We start from the raw sequence: 20,481 nt of genomic DNA on the forward strand, positions 1-20,481 counted from the left end.
ACAAGCTGCAAGCTCCCTCAAATGGTTCGTCCGGCGTCAGGGGCCCGACTATGAGTGCGACATCAACACAGGCAGCTGAAGGTTGGTTAGAACCCCCCGTGTAGCTCCGCCGAGGATGAACTGTTGTAGGCGGCTATGCCCATATGCGCCCATTACGAGCAGGTCGGCACCGGCGACACCCGCGGAGTGTTGCAGAGCCAACCCTATATCAAGGATTTCGGTGTCAACCTTGACGAACTTTGCATTGATACGGCGGCGGGCAAGATAATCCGTCAGACCTCTCTCGCAACCTGACTCGAGTGCTTTGTCGGCAGGCGCATTAATGACGACGACCTTGTCGGCTGCAACTATCAGGGGCATTGCATCCCGGAGTGCTCTACTCGCAGTAGCGCTACCATCCCAAGCAATTGCTACCCTCGCGAATGGCCGTGGCCCATCAGGAATGGCTGACGGTATCAGCATCGCCGGGCGTCCTGTCCCAAAAAGGGCCACCTCTGCAAGCGCAGCACCCGCCTTAGGGTCAGTAAATGCGATCATGGTCATATCATGACAGCGTGCAGCTAACGAAAGCGATGACATCGTCTCGCCGAGCACGATTGGCAATACTCGAGCGGAAACTGAGATTTGATGAGACTCCTTGGCCACAGCGAGAAGGCAGTCCGCGTTTTCTCGGCTGACGCGCTCAAAAACCGAAGCTTCGCCAAGACCGGAGAATGCAGCAGACCAATGGCGCATGCGACGGACGGAGACTTCAAGCGGACAAAGGCTTGCATGGGTGCAAAACGTGGCGGCCAACCTAAGGAGACTTCGGGCAGTCTCCGGAGTGTCCGGCAAGGGCTGCGTACGCAGTGGGATTAGAACATCGTTAAGCATTGCTCTCCCTTCTTTTGATTTGCATGGGCTTCCCGCCATTAGCCCAATCTTTCCCTGATCAGGCCCGCTTTTGGTCCGAGGTTTAGAGGGCCAAATCCGGCGAGGCGGGTAACCAATTCACATTTGTCTTCTCACAGGCACCGGCCAAGGCACCGTTGAAGCTCGCTAATCGGGGTGACCCGAGAGCGAGTAGATGCGTATGTGCCTACTGGGATACCGAGGCTCGCCACTGCGCATTGACCCAAGTCAATTGCCAGGCAGACAGCCACTGTCGCTACGATGCTGCCACTTGACCTGAATCAATACGCTCTCACCCGCGCAACCTATGATTTGCTCGGGTAGGTGGAGCGGATCGTGTGGCTTTTGGCGGGCTTTGTGGCAGCGACAGTCCTGATCGCGCTTATTGGGCTCGTCGCCGTCCGGTCGACAGCGCGTGGCTTTGCTAAGCGGACGGACGGCCTTAAACAGCTGCTGATCGCGAGCCAGTCGCAGGCAAATGATGCCGCACCTGTCCTTCCCGACATTGTCCGATCTTATGCCGTCAAGGCAGGCGGCCGCGAAGGCGCATCAACGGTGTTTCATGCGCGCCACAGGGCGACGCTGCAGACCGCAAAGGGCGCCAGGCCGATCGATATCGAAGCCGATCAGTGGACGGGAATACTGGTCCCCGGCATCGTGTGGACCGCACGAGGCAGGATGTCTGGCCTGCCAGTTTCTGTGTTCGATGCTTTCGTGGAGGGCCACGGCGAGCTCTCGGCGCGCGTTCTGGGCGCCTTCCAGGTCGCGGGCGGCTCGGGTGCGGACTACGACAAGGGCGAACTCATGCGCTATCTCTCCGAACTGCCTGTCTATCCCGATGCGATCCTTAACCTGCGTGGCGTCGACTGGCGGCAGATCGACGACGCGACCGTGTCCGTGACAGCACGGTCGGCGACCGGTGAGGCAACAGTGCGCTTCTATTTCGACCCGTCCGGAGACATCGTCCGAATGGAGGCGGATGACCGCCCAATGGAAACCAGGGGCACAACGGTGCACATCCCGTGGCACGGCGTCTATTCCCGCTATGCCCAGTTCGGCCGCCACCGCATCCCATCCTATGGCGAAGTGGGCTGGGTCCTTCCAGACGGGCTGTTCGTCTATTGGCGGGGTGAAGTCATCAGCTACGATCCCGGAGGTGGAGAACCATGACGATCAACCGTGACTGGCACCTGGCCCACCAGCTGCCGCGACATGCGTCGATCGAGGCCCGCTTGGCCTGGCACCTGGCTCACGCAGCCGAATGTGGCTGCCGCGACATGCCACCAGGCATCCGCAAGGAACTCGAAGCGCGGGGGCTGGTAGCCGCGACACTCCGCAGCCTCAAGTGAAGAAGGCGAACCCCAGGGGCGCATTTTCTGTCTGACCCGATCTGCCTCGCACGGCCGACGATGACTCCGGCGCTGCCTCCCAGCTCCGTTGCGCCTCGGCGCCGGATGCTGGCCCACAGGAGTTGATCAATGATATCTCGAAGGGCGTTGATCGGTGCCGCAATTGCGGCTTCAGGCCTGGTCGCAGCCAGCGGTGGGGCGGCTGCGGCCTACCATGCGGCGATGGCCAAGGCCGAGGCTTTGGTCTCCCCTGGGCTGAGCAAGGTGGTGCGGTCGCGCTTCGGCGACCTCGAATATGCCGAGGCGGGTGCAGGGACACCTCTCCTCATGGTGCATGGAACCGGCGGCGGGTTTGACCAAGGGCTCTTCTTCACCCGCCGTTACTGGGAGGGGGGTTACCGCGTGCTTGCGCCGTCCCGCTTTGGGTACCTGCGATCCAACTTTCCAGACGATCCGTCATCCGAAAATCAGGCTGACGCATTTGCCGACCTGCTGGATACGCTTGAGATCGACCGAATTGCCGTCGCGGGCGGGTCGGCAGGTGCCCTCTCTGCCATGGCGTTCGCCATTCGCCACCCCGATCGCTGCGCAGCTTTGATACCGCTCGTGCCGGCTTCCCACGTACCGCGCGACGAACCTGTCCAGTCGGTCCCGCCCGGCCAGATGCAGATGGCCATGGAGGTGCTGAAATCCGATTTCCTCTTCTGGCTCGCAATAGCGACGGTGCCTGATCTTCTGACTGAAGCACTGCTCGCTACCAGCCCAGCGCTGGTGAGGGCTGCCAATACGGGCGAGCAGGCGCGTGCCCGCCACATCCTCGATTCCATCTTGCCGGTAAGTCGCCGAGCGAAGGGGCTGCTGAACGACGCACTGCTGGCCGGCAACCCTGCGCCAATGGCGCTGAAGTCGATAACGGCGCCCACCTTGGCAATTTCCTACGAGGACGATGGGTTCGGTACGGCGGCAGCCGCCCGCTACATTGCCGAGCAAGTCCCTGGCGCGCAGGTGCACATCTTCGCGGACGGCGGGCATATCGGCATCGGCCACGATGCCGAGTGCTTCATGCAGGTCGATAGGTTCCTAAAGCAGAATGGGTACGTTTGACGTCTTGCATCACCGTCGTAGGCGTGAGCCACAAGGAGGGACTCTAGAATTATCGGTTGCCACGGCGCTGCTTCACAAAGCCATCGAAGTCGCGCGGGCATCACGACGACGCCTCGCCCACCAAGTCGCGATCCAAGTCACCGAGAAAGGCGCAATTGTCGCGAATTGCTTGGCATCTCGGAAACCGTGACTGCGCATTCGATCCAGGCGCTATGAAGCCCGTCTAATGTGGAGAAGGTTGGATGCCAGGCCCCTTCCCTCCGCCATAAACCTTACCTAAGCACTTGATTTTGCTGCTGTTGGTCCGACCAAACCGGTACTCGCCCTAAGGATTGCCCTAAGGCTGTGCAGTGTTCGGCCATGTTCGGCGATGGACGCTTCCGAACGATTGACCGGGATCAGCCGGGATTCGGCGGGAATTTGTGGAGCGGGCAATGCCGCCCATCACTCGGGCGAGTGACGGCCCCGTATGGAACCGCTCGGACTTCGGCCAGGGCGGACGCCACCCAAGCTGCCGCTGACGGCCTCGCGTTGCTCGCCAATCTTTGCATCAGGCGATGGGTTGAATATGCTGTCCGCAGTCGGGGTGGATTGGGACGTGGCCGTTCGGGAGCAAGTGGTGGCAGCCGCGAGCCGGGCCGGCGTGCGCAAGCTCGCCGAGGTACGGGAGCGTGGCCAACAGGCCATGTTTGAGGCGATTCGCGTCGGGAGGCTTAACAGCGGAGCGCACCTGCGCGCCGAGCAGCAGATTGCCGAGGAAGGCTTCCGAGAGATATGCCTTGATGCGGCTCGCACTGTGGCGGCCGTTGAGGGCGCTCAGGCTCGCATATATGTCGATGCTCTACGAGCGCCACTCGAAGCCTTGCAAGTTGAGGTCGAACAGGCCTTCAAGGAATTTGGCGCTCCGGGCAACTCCCCCATCGCCCGCATTTTCGACAAGCTCAGGTCTCAAGTCCGTGTACAGATGGACCGCTTACTTGGGGACACTATGGATGACCCGCGGCTGGGCCTAATCGATGGTAAGCCGGTTGAGGCGCTCAAGGCTGTCGGCGGCACGCACGTCAGCTTGCATGGTCACGCCGGGCAAGTGATGGTCGGCAGCCCAGGTGCGACCCAGACGGTGCAGGGTGGCCAGATCATCGGGGAGCACCCCAAAGAGGACAGCATCGTGCTCGATTTTAACAGGGCCTATAATCCTCCCTGTTCGTTTACCGAACATGCCGTCTGCCCACTGCCGCCCCCCACCAACATTCTCGGCGTCCGGATAGAAGCCGGCGAAATGCGCCATTCCTTTGCGCGAGGTCCGCAGGGGGACTGGGAATGACTTAACCCGCCGGAATCGCAGATGGGTCGGATTCACCGGCTAGCCAACACGTCAATCGCCTAGGGCGGTGGCGGCCCTCACGGTTCCAGTCTAGATCGCGGTGCTGTTCCGGCCAATCCGGCTTTTTTAGCAGCCTCCAGCACCTGTGGACACCGCTAGCGAGGGGACGCCTCAATGAAGGTGGATTCAGCAGGGTCAATCCGCGGTCAAAATGGCGACAGACCGTAGTCTTCAAACGGGACCGTGCGAAACTGTCCGGCCCCGACGACCGAAGCGATGAAATATCCAGGAGAACCGCCTATTCAGCGCTGCGGCCTGCAGCGGCGCGCGCCGCGTTCTCACCGGCGATTTGGCCGCCTACGAAGCATTCCGCGATGTTGCCGCCCGAAAGATAGAGGTGGCCAAACAGGCTCCCCAGTTCTCCGGCGGCATAAAGGCCGGTGACGGGGTCGCCGTCGGGTCCGAGCACACGCTGGCGTGCGTCATGCACAGGACCACCTTGGGTATTGGAGACGATCGGCCAAGCCTTCGCGAGCACGAAGGGGCCGGCGCCCAGTGGCACCATGCTCGTTGCCGGACGACCCCAGTCCTCGTCCCGCCCCTGCGCACAGGCCGCGTTCCAGCGGCCGATGGTGTCTGACAATCGCGCGACGGAAATGCCGGTGGCTTTGGCGAGTGCATCGATGTCGGGCAGGAGCGTCAGGATGCCATTGGCGATCTCGGCGCTGTTGTCCGGGCTCCAGTCATAGGCGATGCCCGGCTCGTGCGATGTGGGCCGCCCCAGCGGCCATCTGGCGAGCCCTGCGCTGTCGAGCAGCAGCCAAGCCGGGAGCGCGGCGAAATCCTGATGGTCCGGGTCGTAGCGCTCCATCGGCCGGGCGCCCGTGTCCTGCAGATAGGGCTCGTACTCGTTCATGAAGCGGCGCCCGCGCTTGTCGAGCAGTATCCATGGCATCTGCACGCCCGATGGCGGACCCGCGCCCGGCAGCCAGTCCGGCAGGCGTTTGGTGCGGATACCGAAGGGATAGGCGGGGTCCGGATGCCGGAATCCATAAGATCCATGCCAGTGATACATGTGCCAGAGATCGGCCCCGGCAGCCTGGGCCAGCCTGATGCCATCTCCGGTATTGCCGCGATAGGCCGCTGTGAGCACCGGTTGGGCCGGCCAGTGCCGGGCCTGCAGATCCGGCGCGCCCTCGAACCCACCGCTCGCAAGCACCACGCCCCCGCGCGCAAAGACCGCCTGGGCTCCGCCGGGCGTTTCGACCAGCACGCCGACAATGCGGCCATCTTGGGCGAAAAGCCGCGTCACGGGAGTGCGCAGTTGTGGCACTATGGCACGCCGTTGCAGGTTGAGAGCCAGCATGTGGAACAGTCGAACGCCCTCGGCCGCCCCCCTCACATGCCGATAATGCTGCTTTTCGTTGAACCCTTCGATCGGGGAAACCGTCACGAACCCGAAAGTGTCCCCGCCGGGAAACGGATAGTTCCCCGCCGATGCCCGGTAGTCCGTCGACAGCCCGACCGCATCGGCAAGTGCCCCGAGCCGTTGCGGCAGCGCCACCATTCCCTCGGCCAGCGCCTCCAGCAATTCCGAGGGTGCGCGACCGCCATTGGTGCGCTCGAGATAGGCCAGGGCATCGGACTGGCTCCGGGCCACGCGCACCCCGCCAGCCGAACAGATCGATATGCCGCCCGGCGTATCGCCTTTCTCGAACAGCATGACACCGGCACCCGCGTCATGGGCGGCAATGGCCGCAATGGCGCCTGCATAGCCGCAGCCGACCACGACGACATCGGCTTCCCTGTCCCATCGGACAGGCGGGGGAAGAACGAGGGTCACAGCCAGCGCCCCAGGAACCGACGCACGTCCTCGCCCCAGACCTGTGGACCACGTCCGGCGAGCAGGTGCCCCTCCATGGGTCTGACGCCGAAGGCGGGATAGATCCGGGAGACGACAGGCTTGCCGGCATCGAGCCGGGCCTGGGCGAGTTCGATGGTGGGCCGGATCGAAAAATCATTGGCCGCCTGGGCAAAAAAGATCGGCGGGGTCAGCTGCCGCGCGATCTCGAGCATGGCCTCGGCCAGGATGGGGTTGCGATCCCAGTTCATCGCGGCCCCGGCAAATTCCACCGCGGCGCGCAGGCTCGCATCCTTGCCGGCCGCAAACAGGGTGTTGACGCCGCCAAAGGACGAACCGGCCACCGCGATCCGGTCGGCATCGATCTCGGGCAGGCTGCGAAGATAGGCGGCGGCGGCCACCACATCGTCGCTTTCGCGGTCGAGGCGTGCCAGAAGCCCGCGATTATAGGCTTCCGAAAAGACCGGTTCGGCCACCTCCTCCCGCCATGAGGGCCCCGGAGAGTCGCCATAGCCGTGGCGATGGGGGAAGAACAGCGCGATCCCCCAGGCGAGGAAATTGGCTGCGACCCCCGGGGAGGCCACTTCCGCAGAACCGCGGTCGAGACTGCTGCCATGGCTGTAGACCACCGCAGGATGCGGGCCCTCGCCCGGCGGCAGGTAGAGATAGCCCACGAGTTGCCGGCCGGCCGAGACGAAGCTGCAGCGCGCGGGCACGAGGTTGATTTCGGGCGCCGGTGCGAAGCCGTCCTCGTCCGCGATCGGGGCTTCCACATGCCGTTCGAAATGATCGATGAGGTCGCGCATGCGCGCACGGACGGCCGCGAATTCCTCGCTCTGGTCGCGGGCGCGCAGGTCGGCCGCATGGCTGGCCTCGTCCCGGAAGGTCTGGCTCCAGGACACGTCCGGTCCGTCGCCATCATCGCGCCTGACGCGGATGGAGCCGGCGGGCAGCCCGAGTTCAACCCTGATGCGGGATGCAGCGATGCGGGTGTCGCGGACAGCCTGCGCCTGGCCGGGCTTGGCCCAGTAGCGCGTGGTTTCGATGAGGGTCATGAAGCGGATGCTCCCGGAAAGTGACAGCTGGCCAGATGCCCCGAAGCCGCCTCGATGAGTGGTGGGCTGATCCGCCGGCAGATGTTCTGGGCCAGCGGGCAGCGGGGATGGAAATGGCACCCGGAGGGTGGCGCCAGCGCGTCGGGCGGTTCGCCCCTTACGGATCCGGCCTGAAGCGGACGGCCCGGCTCGGGCACGGCGGCGATCAGGGTGCGGGTGTACGGGTGTTGAGGGCGGTCGAAGAGATCGGCCTCGCTCGCCAGTTCGACGATCCGCCCCAGATACATCACCGCCACACGCTGGCTGACGTGACGCACCACGGCGAGATTGTGCGAGATGAACACCATGGTCAGCCCCAGCCGTGCCTGCAGGTCGGTGAGGAGGTTGAGTATCTGGGCCTGGATAGAGGCGTCGAGGGCGGAAACAGCCTCGTCGCAGATCAACAGGTCCGGCTCGGGCGCCAACGCCCGGGCGATGCCGATCCGCTGCTTCTGGCCGCCTGAGAAGGCGCTGGGAAGACGATCGACCGCATCCTGCGGCAATCCCACCAGATCGAGCACCTCGCTCACGCGATCCAGGCGCTTCTGGCGGCTCCAGCCTTGCGCCCTGAGCGGCTCGGCAATGATCGCGCCCACCCGCCAGCGGGGGTTGAGCGAGGCGTTGGGGTCCTGGAAGACGATCTGCATGCGCGCGCGCAGTCGCCTCAGCGCCCCGGCATCGAGCCGGGCGATATCCTGGCCCTCACGCAGCACGCGGCCCGATGAGGGGGGAACAAGATGCAGGGCCAGCCGCGCGAGCGTCGACTTGCCACAGCCCGATTCTCCCACGATGCCCAGCGTCTTGCCGCGATGGACGACGAGGTCCACCTCATCCACCGCCGCAAGGCGCCTGCCAGCCCGCACATAGTCGCGCGAGACCCGATCGAGGGTCAGGACGGGATCGCTCATGGGGCGGTCTCCTTGGTCTCTGCGATCGGATTGAAGCAGGCGACGGTCCTGAGGCCGGAAGGCACAAGCGCGGGCACGCTCGTCCTGCAGCGGGCCGTGGCGCGTGCGCACCGGGGGTGAAAGCGGCACCCGGTGGGAAAGGCGCGCGGAGATGGCGGCTGGCCCTCGAGCGCCTCGAGGCGTGCCACTTTGGCCGACACGCGCGGCAGGGCGCGCCGCAACGCGTCGGCATAAGGGTGGTGCGGTGCTGCGAGGACCGCGGCCGCCGGTCCCGTCTCCACGATGCGCCCGGCATACATCACGGCAACGCGGTCGGCGACAGCCGAGACAACCCCGAGGTCGTGGGTGATCAACAGCATGCCCATGCCGCGCTCCCGGCACAGGGACCGCAAAAGCGTCAGAACCTGCGCCTGGGTCGTGACGTCGAGCGCCGTCGTCGGCTCGTCGGCAAAGAGAAAGGGCGGATTGCAGGCGATGGCCATGGCGATCATGGCGCGTTGCCGCTGCCCGCCCGAGAGCTGGTGGGGATAATCGTCGAGGCGTGTCGAGGCGGCGGGGAAGCCCACCGCGCCCAACAGGTCAATCACCCGAGACCGCGTGGCCGCCCTGTCGAGGTGCAGGTGCAGGCGGATCGGCTCGGCGATCTGCTCGCCGATGGTGAGCAGCGGATTGAGGCTGGTCATCGGCTCCTGGAACACGAAGCCGAAGCTCTTTCCCCTGATGCGATCGAGCGCTGCGCCCCCGGCAGACGCAACATCGGCGCCCCCGACGACGAGGCGCCGCGCGCCCAATTCCGCCCCCGGAGGCAGAAGCCGCGCCGCGGCCAACGCCGTCATCGACTTGCCGGAGCCGCTTTCGCCGACAAGCGCGAGGATCTCGCCGCGTCGCAGCGAGAGCGAAATGCCGTCGAGCAGTTCGACGCGGTCCCGGCCACGCCCGATGCCGACGCGCAGGTCTTCGATGGTCAGCGCCTCATGAAGGTCGACGGGGATGGTCATCGCCGGGCCCCGCGCGGATCGAGGGCATCGCGCAATCCATCACCGAACAGATTGAAGCCGACGATGGTGAAGGCGAGCGCGGCGCTGGCAGCCATGGCCATCCAGGGCTCGGTGCGCAGCGCCGGCAAGCCATCACGGATCATGCCGCCCCAGGTCGGCTGGGGCTCCTGCACGCCGAGCCCGAGGAAGCTCAGGGTGGCTTCCTCCATGATGATGAAGCCGATGCCTGCGGTGGCGCGCACCACCAGCGCCGGCACCATGTTGGGCAGGAGGTGGAACACGATGATGGCCGCGGGGCGCGTCCCAGCGGCCATGGCTGCCTCGACGAAGGCCTCGTTCCTGAGCGACAGGGTGAGCGAGCGCACGATGCGGGCAATGCCTGTCCAGCCCACCAGCGAGAGCGCCACGATCACCGCCGGCACCCCCGGCCCCATGATCGCTGCGACGATGATGGCGATGATCAGCTCGGGAAAGGCAAGCGTGAGGTCTGTTGCCCGCGTGATCAGCCCGTCCGCCCAGCCGCCATGCCAGCCGGCTATGGTGCCGAGCACCGTGCCGACGATCAGGACGATGGTCAGCACGGAGAAAGCGATGGTGAGGGACACTTGTGCGCCCACCAGAAGCCGCGAAAGAATGTCCCGGCCGACGGCATCTCCCCCCAGAAGGTAACGCGCATCGGGCAGGGACCAGCTCATGAACAGGTCGGTGCGGGTATAGCTATGCGGTGCCAGCCAGTGGGCGAACACCGCCACAAGGACTATGAACACCACCATGACGCTGCCTATGACGGCGCTCGGACTGCGCAGAAGCCGGCCAGGGATGCGCGCTCCCGGGGCGCCTGCTGCAAGGGGGGCATGGCTCATCAGGATACCGCCAGCCGGATGCGCGGGTCGACCAGCACATAGGCGATGTCGACGAGCAGGTTTATGGTGCCGTAAAACAGGGTGAAAAGCAGCACGATGCCCATCGTCACCGGATAGTCGCGTGCCGCTATCGAGGTCACAGCGATCCGCCCGAGACCCTGGATGTTGAAGATGTTCTCCACGACGATGGTGCCGGTGATGAGCCCGCCCATCATGATGCCGGCCACCGTCAGCAACGGCACCGTGGCATTGCGCAGCGCATGGTGGAGAACCACGCCACGCTCCGGCACCCCCTTGGCGCGCGCCGTGCGGACATAGTCCTGGCCCAGCGTTTCAAGGAGGAACGTTCGCGTCAGCCGCGCGAAATAGGCGATGGGTCCGATGGCGGCGACGATTATAGGCAGGATCGCCTGCTGCGGCGTTCCCCACCCGGCCACAGGCAGCCAGCCCAGCCTGACGCTCAGCAGCCAGACCAGCCCTGTGGCCACCACGAAGCCCGGAACGCTGAGCCCGATCACCACGACGAACATTAGGCCGGTATCGACAAGGCTGCCGGCCCGCACCGCAGCGATGGCCCCCAGCAGCGTACCCAGGGTCAGGGAGAGCACGAGCGCCGCAAGCCCGATCACCGGACTGATGCGCAGCCCATCGGCGATGACTTCGCCGACCGGAACGCCGGGAAAGCGGAAGGACAGGCCGAGATCGCCGCGCAGGAGGCCGGTGACATAGCGCACGAACTGCTCATGCAGCGGCAGGTCCAGCCCGTAATCGGCGCGCAGCCTCGCGGCGAGGTCGAGGTTGGAGCTCTGGTCGCCCAGCATGACCAGCACGGGATCGCCCGGGACGAACCGGTTGGCGATGAAGGTCGCGATGACCGCAACTGCGATCATCGCGACGAACGACGCGATCCTGCGGGCGAGGTATTGCGACATGCCTAGTCGATCGTCACGTCGGCATAGGGCTGGAAGCGGAAGGGGGTCAGCGTGACACCCTTGACGCTGGGCTTCACCAGAGCAAGCTGGGTACGGACATAGGTGCCGCTGGTGCCCCAGTCTTCGAGCACGAGCAGGCGCTCGGCCTCATGATAGAGCGCGTAGCGCTCCTGCGGGTCGGTGGTCGCGGTGGCTTTTTCGATCAGCGCATCGAAATCGGGATTGCTGTAGCCGGTGCGGTTATAGGGGCTCTTGGAGTACCAGACCTGGGAGAGGAAATAGAGCGCGTCCGGATAGCCCGCCGTCCAGCCGAAATGGAAGAAGGGCACTTCCTTCGCATTAAGCGCGCGGATGAAGGTCGCCCGCTCCTGGGTCTGGAGCGTGACCTCGACATTGAACAGCTGGCTGTAGAGATCGGCGAAATAAGTGGCTTCCGTACGGCTGCTTTCAAGGCTGCCAAGCGTGAGCGGCGGCAGGCCATCGGCATATCCGGCCTCCGCGATCAACTGCTTGGCGCGTTCGGGATCGTGCGGGATGGCCGGAAATTCCGGATCATAACCGCCGACGCCGGGCGAAATCTGGCCATAGAGCGGCTGTGCGGCGCCCCCGAACAGGCCGTTGACCAGGGCCTCACGATCAAGAGCGATCGAGAAGGCCTCGCGCACGCGCTTGTCCCTGAAGGGTTCGTAGAGCGCAGCGTTGAAGCCCAGATAGTTGATCTGGGCTGCCGTGGCGCTCTGGAGCTGGTCTGCATATTGCGGATCGCGCAGCACGCGCCGGCCCGTTGCGGCCGAGAGGTAGAGCACGTCGAGCTCGCCCGTCTCGTAGAGCGCAAGCTGGGTGGTTTCCTCGGGCACGATCTTGAAGGTTACGCCGTCGATGGCCGGCGCGCCGCCCCAGTAATCGGCAAAGGCGTCCAGCTCCACCTGCTCGCCGCGCTTCCATTCGACGAACCGGAACGGGCCGGTTCCACCCGAATTCTCGGCAAAGAAATTGCTGCCCGCCTCGCCCACGAGGCTCGCGTCGAAGAAGTTGAAGGGATAGATCGGAAACAGCACTTCGGGCTCGGTGAACCGAACCTCGACGGTCAGGTCGTCCACGACCTTGACGCCCTCGAGGTCGGTCGTGGTGCCGGCCTTGACGGCCTCGGCCCCGACGATGCGATTGAGATACTGGCTCGCCCCTCCGCCCTTGTTGCCCGGAATGAGCAGCTGCTCGAAGGTCGCCTTCACGTCCCGGGCGCCAAAGACGTTGCCGGTGTGGAACTTTACGCCTTCGCGCAATCGGAAGGTGAAGCCCAGCCCATCCTCATGGGCTTCCCAGCTCGTAGCCAGCAGCGGGACGACATTGCCTTCCGCGTCGGTATCGGTGAAGCCCTGATAGACGTTCTTGAGGATGTCGCCCGAGATCAGCTCGGATAGCGTGATCGGGTCGACCTGCGAGGGATCGGCATTGATCGCCACGTTAAGGTCGCGCGCCCCTGCCGGCAGGATCGCGACCGAGGTCAGGAGGATGGCGGCCAGCGCCAGCTGCCACCGTTTGATGTGCGTCTTCATGAAAGCTCACCCCAAAATCGAGAGCCGAGGGCTCTCTGTTGGCCGTGAGACTGCGGCTTAATGACCATTAAGTCGATCTATTTTAGGGATAAATTATTTTGCCTATCGCACAGCCTGAGCAAAGCGCGTCCCCTTCGTGACGAGTCGTCAGGATCGCGACCGCGATTTCGCGACGGCCGGCACGGCGCTCCCTGTTTCGGCACGGGGCTGCACGTCGGCAGGCTCTGCATTCCCTTCACCCAGGATCGGCTGTCGGCCGCGCCAGATGGCGGATGCGTAGCGCTCGATGCCGAACTCCGGGGAGAGCGGCGCAAGCATCCTGGCATCGTGATGGGCGACGTCATCGAGGAAGAGGTCGAGCCCGATGCGCTTGGTGATGATGGGAACGTCGCGGCGCATCGTCCAGATATCCCCGGTGGGCAGGCCGAAGCTGACATAGGCGCCCGGATTATAGGCGTGGATGTTGCGCAGATACGGCGCTGTACCCGGCGTCTTTTCGAGGAACTCGTGGGCCAGGCCCAGATAGGGATGGGCCCCGCCCTCCTCATAAGCCGCGCCCTCGGGCGGGACATACTGGTCTCGCCACAGGCGGATGTGCTGGACGATGTCGGCCAGTTCGGGCCGTGCCGAGAGATCGGTGAAATAGCCCGTGCCGGCAATGACGAAATCGAAGGCGAAGGTTTCCCCGTTTACTCCGGCCTCGACCCTGTCGTTGCGCACGATGGCGCTCGACCATGGCGCGGAAAGATGCAGGTGAAAATTGCGGTGGCGCGTGACACGGTCGATCGATTCCGCCGGCGGCGTCGATCCCGCATCCCGCCCGAGCAGCGCCTGCCGCCAGCGCACTGCGTCGGGCAGGTTGGAGTAGTGCTCGAAGGCGCCGGGATAAAAGCGGTTGCGATAGACCGGCAGGCTGGAAATGTGGTCGCGCCGGACAAACAGGTGCACATTGGCGGCGCCGCTTTCGAGCGCGACAGCGGCCGCGTCGAAGGCCGATGCCGCGGCTCCGACCACGGCAACGGACTTGCCGGCCAGCCGGTCGAAATCGATCGCATCGGCGGTATGTGCGAGATGGCTGCGGGGCAGCGTCGAGAGGACCGGAGGGATGGAGGGGCCGCCGCTGCCGGCGACGCCATTGGCCAGAATGATCTTGCGCGCGGTCTCGACAACCGGCCGGTCGCCTTCGACCAGGTGCAGGCGAAAGAAGGCGCCGTCGGGCTCGATACGGACGAGGCGCGTGCCATAGCGAACCGGCAGGCCGAGCGTCGTGCGATACCAGGAGAGATAGTCGGCCCAGTCGGTCCGGGAAATGCGATCGAACACGTCATAGGCCGCAGCGCCGCGGGTGGCCTCGTACCAGGACTGGAAGCTCAGCTCCCTGACGCCGAGTTCGGGGCCCGAGACCGCCTTGGGTGTCCGCAGCCTGCGCATGCGAGCCCGCGTCAACCATACGCCGGCATGATCGGCATCGGGAGCCGCGTCGATGATCGAGACCTTGCCGATGCCCGAGCGCGACAAGGCGAACGCGAATGCACAGCCATTCTGGCCGCCGCCCACCACCACCACATTGTGATCTATGCCGGGCCTGTCAGGCACCCAACTGCGCAGGTCGCCAGCGCTCGTCTCGGCTTCAGCCATCATCGTCCCTCTTTTTTCGCCCGGTTGAACCTCGCCCGGCCTGACCCTGCGTCAGGCCGTGTCGCGCTGCCGTGACGCCGATCTGCGCTGACCGGCCTGCAGAAGACGTGCGGCATGCGCGCTGGCCATAGCGATGCGCCGGTCGACGTCAGGGTCGATCTGGCGAAAGTCGAGAAAGCTGCGGTCCTGGGCGAACACCGTCTCGGGCACGATGGTCGCGCCCAGCCACTGGAACAGCGGAACGAGCTGATGCTCGATCAGCCCGGCATCTTGAGGCGATGTACTCGTTGCTCCCAGAATGACCGGCCGGGCGTGCATCGCCTCGGGATCGAGGAAGTCGATCAGGTGTTTGAAGAGGCCCGGATAGCCGCCGCGCAGGACAGGGACCGACACGATGACTAGATCGGCGGCTTCCATGGCCTGCAGGATGGAGAGGCCCGCAGGAGAGAGTTCGGAGCGCGTCCGCGCAAGTCCGAGGTCCTGGCCGGCATCGACAAGGTCGAACTGCTCGAGTTCCCCACGGACGGCGCCGGCGACGCGCCGGCCCAGTTCACCTGCCAGCGCGCGGCCCCGCGACGGCCGTGAAATATTGCCGCTCAAGGCCGCCACGCGTGGTCGGGATGGCGGGATCGCCGAGGGATCGAACAGGGAGAGCACCGTCATCTGTGCCGACGCCTTTCCGAGGCGCTGAAAAGAGCGGCGCTACCGGCGTGGTCGAGATCATGTTCGGGCCAGCGGCCATCAAGGATCAGATGCTGCCGCTCTTCGGGCAGCAACCGCCAGTGCCGCTCCCGCGCGATACGGATACCGGGGCCGGTAGTGTCGTCTGCGTCGGCAAGGCTGGACAGCGAAGGCTCGGGACTGGCACGGTTCATATCGTGATCTCCACTGCGGGGCTGTGAACGCTCGGCTTTGGCGGCCGCAGGTCCCGTCGCGCCCAAGGGAGGAGGGAAGACGCGACGGGATCGGCGCTGGCGGACAGGGAACCGCCAAGTCGCTCGGATGCCGACCGACGGCGTAATCTTTATAATATCTAGTGACTAAGTCGAGTATTGCTGTTGCGTTGCGCGGCGATGCCGTGGAAAATCCTCCCCCGGCATGCTGCGACACCATCACGCCCCGCATGTCGTTGTAGACCGGCTCAATAGAATATATGAGGTGCCGATCGATGCTTTGCTGGATTGAATTGGCGCATGCTGACCGCAAAGGGAAAATACGGGCTGAAGGCGATGGTGCACCTCGCCGGCCTTCCGCCGGGCGAGCTGGCGATGTCGGCCGATATCGCGGCGGCCAACACCATCTCGAAAAAGTTTCTCGATGCGATCCTTGGCGAGCTGCGCAACGCGGGTCTGGTGCTGACCCGCAAGGGCAAGGCCGGCGGCTACCGTCTTGCCCGGCCGGCCGAACAGATCATGGTGGGCTCCATCGTGCGCGTGCTCGACGGGCCGCTCGCGCCCATTCCCTGCGCCAGCCACACCCGGTTCGAGCCCTGCGAGGATTGCAATCTCGAGACCTGCCAGGTGCGGCGCATCATGCTCGAGGTGCGCAATTCGGTGGCGCAGGTGCTCGACAACACATCGCTGGCCTCGATGCGCGCCAACGATCTCGGGCTGCTGCGCGACCTGCGCCGCCCCGCCTGAACGGCCGGGAGTTTCGGGCGTGACGGCCGCGCTCTCTGTCATCATCGTGGGTGGTGGCGCCAGCGGGGTCACGCTGGCAGCCCAACTGCTCGAGGATGTGACCCGCCCCATCCGCGTCACCCTTGTCGAGCGCCGCGACCGGGTGGGCGAAGGCGTCGCCTATTCGGCCCGCCAGCGCGAGCATGTGCTCAACGTGCCGGCCCAGGGCATGAGCGCCTTTCCCGACCGGCCTGAGCATTTTTTCGACTGGCTCGTCGAGCGCGGGCTGATCGGTCCCTCCGAGCGCTTCACCTTCGTGCCCCGCCGCCTCTATGGGCAGTATCTGTGGAGCCTCGTTGCGCCTGCCCTTGCGGCCAATGACGGGCGGCTGACGCTTGCCAAGGCGAGCGCCGTCGACCTCGTGACGAGCGGACGCGGCGTCGAGGTCGCGCTCGACAATGGCACGAGCCTCGTGGGCCAGGTGGCTGTGATCTGCGTGGGCCATGAGGAAAAGCCGCCACGGGCCAATGGCGTCGCCGTCCGCGTCGGGTCCGACGCCGATACCGATCTCGACCCCGAGGCGGAGGTCGTCATCCTCGGCTCGGGCCTCTCGATGGTCGATGCCTGGCTGCGCCTCGATCATTCCGGCCACCGCGGTCCGGTGACCGTGCTCTCGCGGCGCGGGCTGCTGCCCCAGGCGCATCGCCAGGTCACGCCCATTCCGCTCGAAGCCGCCGATGTGCCGTTCGGCACCGATACCGGCTATTTCACCCGCTGGTTCCGCGCCTTGTGCATCGAGGTCGAGCAGCGCGGCGGCGACTGGCGCTCGGTGGTCGATGCGCTGCGGCCCTTCAACCAGCGCATCTGGCAGGGCTGGACGGTGGAGGCGCGCCGCCGCTTCCTGCGCCATGTGCGGCCGTTCTGGAACATCCATCGCCACCGCATTCCGCCCGATATCCATGCCCGCCTCGGCGCAGCGGTCGAAACCGGCCGCATCCGCCTTTTGGCCGCCGAATTCATCGGTGTGGAAGCAGTGGGCACCAGGGCGCGCATGCAGTATCGGCCCAAGGGCGAAACGCGCACCCTCTCGCGCGATATCGACCGCATCTATGATTGCGGCGGGGTCTCGGTGGATGTGACGCAGAGCTCCAACCCGCTGGTCACCGCGCTGATCGCAAGGGGCAGCGCGCGTCCCGATGCGCTGCGGATCGGGATGGATGTGACCCCCGACCTCGCGGTCGTCGATCGCGACGGTGTGGCATCCGCCCGCGTCTTCGCGCTGGGGCCCTTGACCCGCGGCACCTTCTTCGAGATCGAGGCCATGCCCGACATCCGCGTCCAGGCATCCCTCCTCGCCGAACGCCTCAAGTGCCGAAGCGATGCCCCTTGAGATCGCCGACGCGGAAGAATTCGCTGTCTGCCCGCACGATGATCTTGCCGGCCGGCTGGCCCTGGGTGAGCCCTAAAAGCACGGTGGGGCGAAGATCGGCATGCGCTGCAGGATGGTGAGGAAATCGCCCCGCGCCAGAAGCATCGCCCGGCGCAGATATTCCTCGATCAGCGGGCCGAGGATGAAGCCGATCAGCAGCGGCGCGGGCTCGTAGCCGGCCAGCTTCAGGCCGTAGCCCAGGAGCCCGAAGCCGAGCACCAGCACGACATCGGTGAAGCTGTAGGTGAGCGAATAGACCCCGACGCAGATGAAGATGATGACGGTGGAGGGGCCGGCATAGATGCCGTGCATCAGATTACGTGCGGTGCCAATGCGCGTGTTTGTCCTGGGTCTCGTGATGACGATCGCGCTGCGCAATGCGTCGAGGGGGGCTGTACGGCGCTACGACCAGGCGATCGACTGCAGCAGCGCCTGCGCGGCCCTCTTGAGGTCGCGCGACAGATCCATGCGGACATGCTTGAACTCGGGCCGGGCCAGCACGGCCCGGGCGGCCGGGGGCGGGTTAGCATTCGGCCACATACCGACAAGCAGGGTGCCGATCATGGCAATTGCCCAGCCGCAATCGGCCGGCGTGGTGCCGGGCAGGCGCGCGGTCAGCGCCGCAATAATCCTCGCGGTCTGCGCATTCATGTGCAGCTTGGTCGCGGCAATGGTGTCTTCCGAGACATTCTGCTCAAGAGTGGTGGTCAGGATAGCGATCAAAGCGCAGCACCTTGGATGCGCAAGGAAAGTCGTGCTGATGGCTTCAGCCAGGGCCGGCACGTCGCCGCTGGGCTGGGCGCCGATGGTAGCTTCCATGGCGTCCACCAGTTTCACGAATTCGTCGCGGAACAGCTCGAGCAGGACCTGCTCGCGGCTTTCGAAATAGCGATAGACATTGGACTTGGTGAAGCCGGCCTTGGCAGCGATCGCATTGAGGCCGGCCCCGGACGGCCCCTCGGCATCAAACAGTTCGGCGGCCGCCGCAAGCAGTTGCTTGCGGCGGAGCGTGATCTGTTCGGGCTGTCGAGCACGCTGGAAGGATTGGGCGAGGGTCATGCCGCCAGTCTAAGCCGCGCGGACCGTCCCCGGGAAGGGGACGCCCGTCAGTTTCTCCGTCTCATCCCAGAGGCGTTGCGCTAAGGCGACGTCGAGTGCTGCGTTGGGCGTGGTTGCGACGCCCACCTTGCCTCTCACTTCCATGAGGCCCTTCGGGCCATAATAGGCGCCGGGGACGGCATCAGCTGCGGTGGCGGCAAATAGCGTCGGCAGGGCAGCTTGCGGCACGGGTGCGAACAGGAATGTCAGGTATCGTCGCGCAAAGGCCGCTGGGTTCTGCTCGCCCATACCGTTGACGATAAGGTCGGTGCGCGCGACGCCCGGATGGGCAGCTAGGCTCGTAACGCCCCAGTTGTTTGCTTGGCTGCGACGCTGCAGCTCAAAGGCGAACATCAGGCAGGCCAGCTTGGATTGGCCGTAGGCCACCATCGGCGTGTAAGGCTCCGACTGCAGGTTGCTCAAGTCTATCTTTCCCTGCCGGGCGGCAACGCTCGACAGCGACACGACGCGTGCGTTGGGCGACGCCCGCAGCAGCGGAAGCAGACGAGCGGTTAGCGCAAAGTGTGACAGGTAATTCGTGCCGAACTGCAGTTCGAAGCCGTCGCTCGTGATCTTGCGGGTGGGTGGTGTCATGACGCCTGCATTGTTGACCAGGATGTCGAGCGGCTCGCCCGCTGATATCAGCCGGTCGCTGAGTGCCGCGACCGAGGCGAGGCTACCAAGGTCGACCAGTTCGAAGGCGATGTCGGCATTGGCTGCAACGGTGCGAATGTCGCTAATGGCCTTTCTGCCTTTTTCGGCATTTCGGCCGGCGAGGATGACGCGGGCGCCGTGCACGGCCAGCATGCGCGCGGTCTCGTAACCCAGGCCGCCGGTGGCGCCGGTAACAACTGCAGTCTTACCGGAGAGATCGGGAATGTCACGTTCGGAGTAGGTCATGCTGCGCATCCTCATAAGAAACCAGTAGTCTCTAAATAGGAGACCGCCGGTCTTCTGTCAAGCTTTGGTTTTCCGGCGGCGTGAATCCAGATTGGGAGCTCGACAGATTTTGAGGTGTCGTACAGGCGTCAGGCCGGTCTGGACTTCGCTGATATCGACGGGCGAGGCTGAGCCGCAGGCGAGGCTGATTTTTGCCGCCGTTATGGTAACTGGTTGGGTGGGACAAGGCGCAGACAGACTTTCGTCACTTCCGCATGGATCCCATCATTGCGCCCGAATGCCTGCCTGCTACATCGTTTCGGCGTCGGCACGTTCCGTTTGAGGCTGATGTGTGCCCCTTCACCGAATTGGCGCGCAAACTCTCACGCTAGAGAAACAAGGGACGTCTTCACCATCGGCTACCAGGCGCAGCACAGGCCGAAGTCATCGCGACGCTGAAACGAGCGAGCGTCGAACTGCTCGCAGTATCCGCGCCGTCCCACTTTCGAGTCGTCTGGGCTTTCCAAGGAGATTCTAGCCCGAGGTCTTCGCGCGGCGGACATCGATTACATTCATCTCAAGGCACTCGGCACGCCCCCGGAAGGACGGGGAGCTGCCCGCAAGCATGACCACGCAAGATTGGCGTCGGTTCACGCGGCTCGACTCGCAGCTTTAGGATCTGGCCCAGCGCCACCGAACCGCCCTGCTCTGCTTTGAACGCGAACCGAGTGGCTGTCATGGCTCTCTCCTCGTTCCGGCCGCACTGCCCACAGCCACAGTCACAGACCTTTTCGTCAATGTCGGTTTTGCAGACCTGACGCCTGACGCATGAGGGACAAGTAGCACCGGTCGGCCGGCAATGCGCCCTCTTTCCAGCCTTTCCAAATCGATCGTCAATCTCCTGAAAGCGGCCATTTCTTGGAACAGGCAATCCTGAA

General features: G+C 64.8%; 20 protein-coding genes and 1 pseudogene. 7 read left to right on the forward strand and 14 right to left on the reverse strand.

The features are described 5' to 3' along the window. Positions 1–48: 48 nt before the first annotated feature. Positions 49–912: a universal stress protein gene (locus tag BT183_RS21270; protein ID WP_084603438.1), complete on the reverse strand. Its 864-nt coding sequence runs from the start codon at positions 910–912 to the stop codon at positions 49–51. Positions 913–1,215: 303 nt separating this feature from the next. Between BT183_RS21270 and BT183_RS10205 the strand changes: the two genes are divergently transcribed. The 4 genes from BT183_RS10205 to BT183_RS10220 all read left to right on the forward strand — a co-directional run bounded on the left by BT183_RS10205 (position 1,216) and on the right by BT183_RS10220 (position 4,668). Continuing rightward, positions 1,216–2,061 carry a DUF6544 family protein gene (locus BT183_RS10205; protein ID WP_072342378.1) on the forward strand — a complete coding sequence of 282 codons (846 nt, stop codon included), beginning with the start codon at positions 1,216–1,218 and terminating at the stop codon, positions 2,059–2,061. Continuing rightward, a complete protein-coding gene (locus BT183_RS10210) occupies positions 2,058–2,240 on the forward strand; it encodes a hypothetical protein (protein ID WP_072342381.1) in 183 nt (60 codons plus the stop codon). Before BT183_RS10205 ends, BT183_RS10210 begins: the two co-directional genes overlap by 4 nt. Before the next feature lie 129 nt (positions 2,241–2,369). Beyond that, entirely contained in the window at positions 2,370–3,344 is a 975-nt protein-coding gene (locus BT183_RS10215; RefSeq protein ID WP_072342384.1) for an alpha/beta fold hydrolase, read from the forward strand. Between the two features lie 619 nt (positions 3,345–3,963). Then, positions 3,964–4,668: a DUF1684 domain-containing protein gene (locus BT183_RS10220; protein ID WP_244545301.1), complete on the forward strand. Its 705-nt coding sequence runs from the start codon at positions 3,964–3,966 to the stop codon at positions 4,666–4,668. Positions 4,669–4,966: 298 nt separating this feature from the next. Here the strand turns inward: BT183_RS10220 and BT183_RS10225 are convergent, their stop codons facing one another. The 10 genes from BT183_RS10225 to BT183_RS20495 all read right to left on the reverse strand — a co-directional run bounded on the left by BT183_RS10225 (position 4,967) and on the right by BT183_RS20495 (position 15,393). Beyond that, entirely contained in the window at positions 4,967–6,511 is a 1,545-nt protein-coding gene (locus tag BT183_RS10225; RefSeq protein WP_143145759.1) for an FAD-dependent oxidoreductase, read from the reverse strand. After that, positions 6,508–7,584 carry an alpha/beta hydrolase family protein gene (locus BT183_RS10230; RefSeq protein ID WP_072342393.1) on the reverse strand — a complete coding sequence of 359 codons (1,077 nt, stop codon included), beginning with the start codon at positions 7,582–7,584 and terminating at the stop codon, positions 6,508–6,510. The genes BT183_RS10225 and BT183_RS10230 overlap by 4 nt, the downstream gene beginning before the upstream one ends. Continuing rightward, positions 7,581–8,531, reverse strand: a complete 951-nt coding sequence (locus BT183_RS10235) for an ABC transporter ATP-binding protein (RefSeq protein ID WP_072342396.1) — start codon at positions 8,529–8,531, stop codon at positions 7,581–7,583. Before BT183_RS10235 ends, BT183_RS10230 begins: the two co-directional genes overlap by 4 nt. After that, complete coding sequence (locus BT183_RS20245) at positions 8,528–9,529, reverse strand: ABC transporter ATP-binding protein (RefSeq protein ID WP_084603439.1); 1,002 nt, start codon at positions 9,527–9,529, stop codon at positions 8,528–8,530. The genes BT183_RS10235 and BT183_RS20245 overlap by 4 nt, the downstream gene beginning before the upstream one ends. Next, positions 9,526–10,392, reverse strand: coding sequence for an ABC transporter permease (locus BT183_RS10255; RefSeq protein ID WP_072342399.1), 867 nt, complete (start codon positions 10,390–10,392; stop codon positions 9,526–9,528). The genes BT183_RS20245 and BT183_RS10255 overlap by 4 nt, the downstream gene beginning before the upstream one ends. Further along, entirely contained in the window at positions 10,392–11,324 is a 933-nt protein-coding gene (locus BT183_RS10260; RefSeq protein ID WP_072342402.1) for an ABC transporter permease, read from the reverse strand. The genes BT183_RS10255 and BT183_RS10260 overlap by 1 nt, the downstream gene beginning before the upstream one ends. 2 nt (positions 11,325–11,326) lie before the next feature. Beyond that, the gene (locus tag BT183_RS10265) at positions 11,327–12,880 is read right to left on the reverse strand and encodes an ABC transporter substrate-binding protein (RefSeq protein ID WP_072342405.1); all 1,554 of its coding nucleotides are present in this window, start codon (positions 12,878–12,880) and stop codon (positions 11,327–11,329) included. Positions 12,881–13,027: 147 nt separating this feature from the next. Further along, the gene (locus BT183_RS10270) at positions 13,028–14,518 is read right to left on the reverse strand and encodes an NAD(P)-binding domain-containing protein (protein ID WP_244545302.1); all 1,491 of its coding nucleotides are present in this window, start codon (positions 14,516–14,518) and stop codon (positions 13,028–13,030) included. Between the two features lie 51 nt (positions 14,519–14,569). Continuing rightward, a complete protein-coding gene (locus BT183_RS10275) occupies positions 14,570–15,181 on the reverse strand; it encodes an NAD(P)H-dependent oxidoreductase (protein WP_072342411.1) in 612 nt (203 codons plus the stop codon). Then, entirely contained in the window at positions 15,178–15,393 is a 216-nt protein-coding gene (locus BT183_RS20495) for a hypothetical protein (RefSeq protein ID WP_143145760.1), read from the reverse strand. The genes BT183_RS10275 and BT183_RS20495 overlap by 4 nt, the downstream gene beginning before the upstream one ends. A gap of 318 nt (positions 15,394–15,711) precedes the next feature. Between BT183_RS20495 and BT183_RS10285 the strand changes: the two genes are divergently transcribed. Together BT183_RS10285 and BT183_RS10290 are read left to right on the forward strand one after the other, a co-directional pair. Then, complete coding sequence (locus BT183_RS10285) at positions 15,712–16,158, forward strand: RrF2 family transcriptional regulator (RefSeq protein ID WP_072342418.1); 447 nt, start codon at positions 15,712–15,714, stop codon at positions 16,156–16,158. A 19-nt stretch (positions 16,159–16,177) separates the two neighbouring features. Then, positions 16,178–17,527, forward strand: a complete 1,350-nt coding sequence (locus tag BT183_RS10290) for an FAD/NAD(P)-binding protein (protein ID WP_072342421.1) — start codon at positions 16,178–16,180, stop codon at positions 17,525–17,527. Between the two features lie 72 nt (positions 17,528–17,599). On the opposite strand, the gene BT183_RS10295 is transcribed toward BT183_RS10290, so the two are convergent. The 3 genes from BT183_RS10295 to BT183_RS10305 form a co-directional block, all read right to left on the reverse strand. Then, positions 17,600–17,878, reverse strand: a complete 279-nt coding sequence (locus BT183_RS10295) for a tripartite tricarboxylate transporter permease (protein ID WP_072342424.1) — start codon at positions 17,876–17,878, stop codon at positions 17,600–17,602. Between the two features lie 90 nt (positions 17,879–17,968). Then, positions 17,969–18,625 carry a TetR/AcrR family transcriptional regulator gene (locus tag BT183_RS10300; RefSeq protein ID WP_072342426.1) on the reverse strand — a complete coding sequence of 219 codons (657 nt, stop codon included), beginning with the start codon at positions 18,623–18,625 and terminating at the stop codon, positions 17,969–17,971. Between the two features lie 9 nt (positions 18,626–18,634). Continuing rightward, positions 18,635–19,564 carry an SDR family oxidoreductase gene (locus tag BT183_RS10305; RefSeq protein ID WP_072344563.1) on the reverse strand — a complete coding sequence of 310 codons (930 nt, stop codon included), beginning with the start codon at positions 19,562–19,564 and terminating at the stop codon, positions 18,635–18,637. Between the two features lie 489 nt (positions 19,565–20,053). Here BT183_RS10305 and BT183_RS21275 point away from each other — a divergent pair. Further along, positions 20,054–20,260 (forward strand): annotated as a pseudogene (locus tag BT183_RS21275) (DUF488 family protein); the annotation flags it as partial. Between the last annotated feature and the right edge of the window lie 221 nt (positions 20,261–20,481).

The organism is Devosia enhydra (assembly GCF_900119845.1).
In the GTDB taxonomy this organism is placed as follows: Bacteria; Pseudomonadota; Alphaproteobacteria; order Rhizobiales; family Devosiaceae; genus FPKU01.